The following is a 3,949-nucleotide window of genomic DNA, read 5'->3' as shown; positions in this document are numbered from 1 at the left end:
TTTCGTTTGAGGGAATGCAGGAATTTGCCTTGCCGCTACTGGGCGTTTGTTGCCGGCGCCGGATGATCGCCGAAGATACCGCGCTGGCTGACCTGAATGCCGGCGGGACCCAGGATGATGGCGAAGAGCACCGGCAGGAAAAACAGGATCATCGGCACTGTGAGCTTTGGCGGCAGGGCGGCGGCCTTCTTCTCGGCAGCATTCATGCGCATGTCGCGGCTTTCGGCGGCAAGCACGCGCAGTGCATGCGCCACCGGCGTGCCGTAACGCTCGGCCTGGACGAGCGCCTGCGACACCGACTTGACCGAATCCAGGCCGGTGCGGCTTGCCAGGTTCTCGTAGGCCTGCTTGCGCTCCGGCAGGTAGGAAAGCTCGGCGTTGGTGAGGATGAACTCTTCCGCCAGCGCCACCGATTGCGCACCGATCTCGTCGGCGACCTTGCGCAGTGCCGCTTCCACCGACATGCCCGATTCGACGCAGATAAGCATCAGATCGAGCCCATCCGGCCATGCCATCTGGATCGACTGCTTGCGCTTGGTGGCGCGGTTGTTGACGTAGATGACTGGCGCGTAGAAGCCGCCGTAAGCAACGAGGACGCAGACGAACAGCCTGATGACCAATGGCTTGTCGGGCAGTCCTCCGAGCGCGAAGATGTAGATTGCGGCCAGCGCGAAACCGACGAAAGGAAGTACGAGACGGAAGAAAAGAAACCGCGTCAGCGGATTCTGTCCACGAAAGCCGGCCACCTTGAGTTTCTGCAAGGTGCCTTCATCGGCGAGCGCGCGTCTCAGATCCAGCCGGTCGACAATGTTGCGCATGCCGACCGACTGTTCCTCGCGCAAGCCCTTGCGACGGCGGTCGGCCTCGACCGCAAGCCGGGCGCGCTGTTGCGCACGCAGTTCGTCGCGTTCCAGCGCAACGGATTTCATGCGTGACTTGAGCTGGTTTCCGCCAAACGCCGGCAGCAAGGTGAAGACGGTCGCAAACACCGCTATCGCGACCAGCATCGCGATCAGGAAGCTCGGATCCGTCAGGGTCTTGATGACTTGCTCGGTCATGCCAGCATCCTAGACTTCGAAGTTCATCATCTTGCGCATCACCAGGATGCCGATCAACATCCAGACCGCAGAGCAACCAAGGATCAGGTTTCCGACGCTGGTGTTGAAGAGCGGCATCAGGTAGGCCGGGCTCGACAGGTAGACGAGAAAGGCGACGATGAAGGGCAGCGCACCGATGATCGCGGCGGACGCCTTCGCTTCCATCGACAGCGCCGCGACCTTGGCTTTCATCTTCTTGCGATCGCGAAGCACGCGCGAAAGATTGCCCAGCGCCTCGGAGAGATTGCCGCCGGCCTGCGACTGTATCTGGATAACGATGCCGAAGAAGCTTGCCTCGGTGCAAGGCATGGTTTCAGGCATGCGCAAGGTCGCGTCGGGGATAGAGAGGCCCATCTGCTGTGAATCGACGATACGGCGAAACTCGGTCTTCACGGGTTCGGGCGATTCGTTGGCGATCAGGCGCACGGCGTCGTTCAGCGGCAGGCCGGATTTGACCGCGCGCACGATGATGTCGAGCGCGTTTGGAAATTCGTTGAGAAATGCCTTGACCCGGCGGGCGCGACGAAACGTGACGAACCAGCGCGGCAGGCCCAGCCCCCCGGCCAACAGCACGCCCGGCAAGGCGATCAGCGGGGCTCCGGCCACAAAGGCGACAATCATCAAAACGATGCCGCATACGGCGGAGTATATATAGAAACGCTCGATGGTGGTCTTGAGGCCGGCCTGACGAAGCTGGGCTTTCAGCGGCGGTTTCTTGACGCGGCTGTCCTTGGTTTTCTGCTTGGCGTCGAGTTCGTTAAGAGAATCCTGAACCGATTTGCGCCGCTTGACGGCTTCCGCCACGCGGTCGCGCGAGGCTTTGACGACGGAGCGATCCGTCTCGGCGGTCCTGATCGTTTCGAGCCGCTTGCCAACCTGTTTCTCGTTGCTGATGCGGGTGAACAGAAATGCATAAGCGACGGCGCCGGCGCTGAAGCCGGCGAGCACGACAAACGCCAGTACTGTGCCGTCAATTCCAAACATTGGCCCGAACCCTTACACCCCAGCATGCGTCAGTCAGCGCGTTTCTCCATCGCCTCGAGCGCAATGGCGAGACGCTGCTCCTCGCCGTAATAGCGTGCGCGCTCCCAGAAATGCGGACGGCCGATGCCGGTCGATACGTGCTCACCCAACAGCCGGCCGTTGGCGTCCTCGCCCTTGATGTTGTAAAGGACGATATCCTGCGTGATGATGACGTCGCCTTCCATCCCGATCACCTCGGTGATGTGGGTGATGCGGCGCGATCCGTCGCGCAGGCGCGCCGCCTGGATGATCACGTCGATGGAACCGACGACGATTTCGCGCACTGTCTTCTGCGGCAGCGAATAGCCGCCCATGGCAATCATGGATTCGATACGGTTGAGGCATTCGCGCGGGCTGTTCGAGTGGATCGTGCCCATCGAGCCGTCATGGCCGGTGTTCATCGCCTGCAGAAGATCGAACACCTCGGGTCCGCGCACTTCGCCGACGATGATGCGCTCTGGCCGCATGCGCAGACAGTTCTTGACCAAGTCGCGCATCGTCACCTCACCCTCGCCCTCCAGATTGGGCGGGCGGGTTTCGAGGCGCACCACATGCGGCTGCTGCAATTGCAGCTCGGCCGAGTCTTCGCAGGTGATGACGCGCTCCTCGCGGTCGATATAGTTGGTTAGGCAATTGAGCAGCGTCGTCTTGCCCGAACCGGTGCCGCCCGAGATCACGATGTTGCAGCGAACACGACTGATGATCTTGAGAACTTCGGCGCCCTGCGGCGAGATGGCGCCGAACTTGACCAGCTGATCGAGCGTCAGCTTGTCCTTCTTGAATTTGCGGATGGTGAGCGTGGCGCCATCGATGGAGAGTGGCGGCGCGATGACGTTGACGCGGGAGCCGTCGGGAAGGCGCGCGTCGCAGATCGGGCTGGATTCGTCGACGCGGCGGCCAACCTGGCTGACGATACGCTGGCAGATGTTGAGGAGCTGCTGATTGTCACGAAAGCGGATACCGGTCTGTTCGACCTTGCCGTTGACTTCGATGTAGACGTTCCTGGAGCCGTTGACCATGATGTCGGCGATGTCGTCGCGGGCGAGCAGCGGCTCGAGCGGCCCATAGCCGAGCACGTCGTTGCAGATGTCCTCGAGCAGCTCTTCCTGCTCGGCGATCGTCATTGCGAAGTTCTTGATCGCGATGATGTCGTTGACGATGTCGCGGATTTCCTCGCGCGCGCTTTCAGGGTCAAGCTTGGAAAGCTGCGACAGATCGATGGTGTCGATGAGCGCGGAGAAGACCTGGCTCTTGGTATCGTAATAAGTTTCGCTCTTTTCGCGCTGTGCCCGCTTCGGCTCAGGCGCCAATGGCGGTGCCTCGACCGCACGGCGCGCCGGCGGCGCGACAGGCGCGCTTGGCGCCGCCGTGGGCCGGGTCAGAACCGCTGTGTCCATGGAACTTGCAGCCGGCGGCGCAACAGGCGCCGGTGCTGGCTGGCGAAATTCCGGCGTGAACCGGTTGCCGTCGTCGCTGCCTCTTTTACCAAACATGATCGACTACCGATTCCACTGCTGAAGCGTCACTTCTTGTTGCGCGAGAGCTTGCCGAGCAGGCTGCCGAGCCCGGCCTTCTTCTTGATCTTGATTTCGCTGCGCCCGGTCAGCACATGCGCCATTTCGTTGATCATCGCGACGACCGGGTTCTTGGCATCCATTTCGCCAAGCATGCGTCCGTTGTTGGCGGCATTGCCGAACAGCAACGGATCAAACGCAATGACCGACATCGGCGACAGGCCGAGCGGCTCGGCGAAATCGGACGGCGAAATCTCCGGGCGCTTCGGCACGCCGGCCTGGTTGATGATCAGCTTGGTCGGCGGATCATTGGGA

4 protein-coding genes are annotated in these 3,949 nt (G+C 61.6%); all 4 read right to left on the bottom strand.

What is annotated here, in order from left to right; genetic code table 11:
- Positions 1–35: 35 nt before the first annotated feature.
- Complete coding sequence (locus EN939_RS24340) at positions 36–1,058, bottom strand: type II secretion system F family protein (protein ID WP_127270238.1); 1,023 nt, start codon at positions 1,056–1,058, stop codon at positions 36–38.
- 9 nt (positions 1,059–1,067) lie between these two features.
- Positions 1,068–2,081 (bottom strand): type II secretion system F family protein, encoded by a 1,014-nt coding sequence (locus EN939_RS24335; RefSeq protein ID WP_127270235.1) that lies wholly within the window; start codon positions 2,079–2,081, stop codon positions 1,068–1,070.
- Between the two features lie 29 nt (positions 2,082–2,110).
- Positions 2,111–3,613, bottom strand: coding sequence for a CpaF family protein (locus EN939_RS24330; protein ID WP_127270234.1), 1,503 nt, complete (start codon positions 3,611–3,613; stop codon positions 2,111–2,113).
- A gap of 29 nt (positions 3,614–3,642) precedes the next feature.
- Positions 3,643–3,949: AAA family ATPase (locus tag EN939_RS24325; RefSeq protein WP_442919554.1), on the bottom strand; the 307-nt coding region annotated here is incomplete at its 5' end.

Origin of the sequence: Mesorhizobium sp. M7A.F.Ca.CA.002.05.1.1, assembly GCF_003998335.1 — a bacterium.
GTDB lineage: Bacteria > Pseudomonadota > Alphaproteobacteria > Rhizobiales > Rhizobiaceae > Mesorhizobium.
The sequence above is the reverse complement of the archived record's forward strand: the minus strand, read 5'-3'. Positions and strand labels throughout refer to the sequence as shown.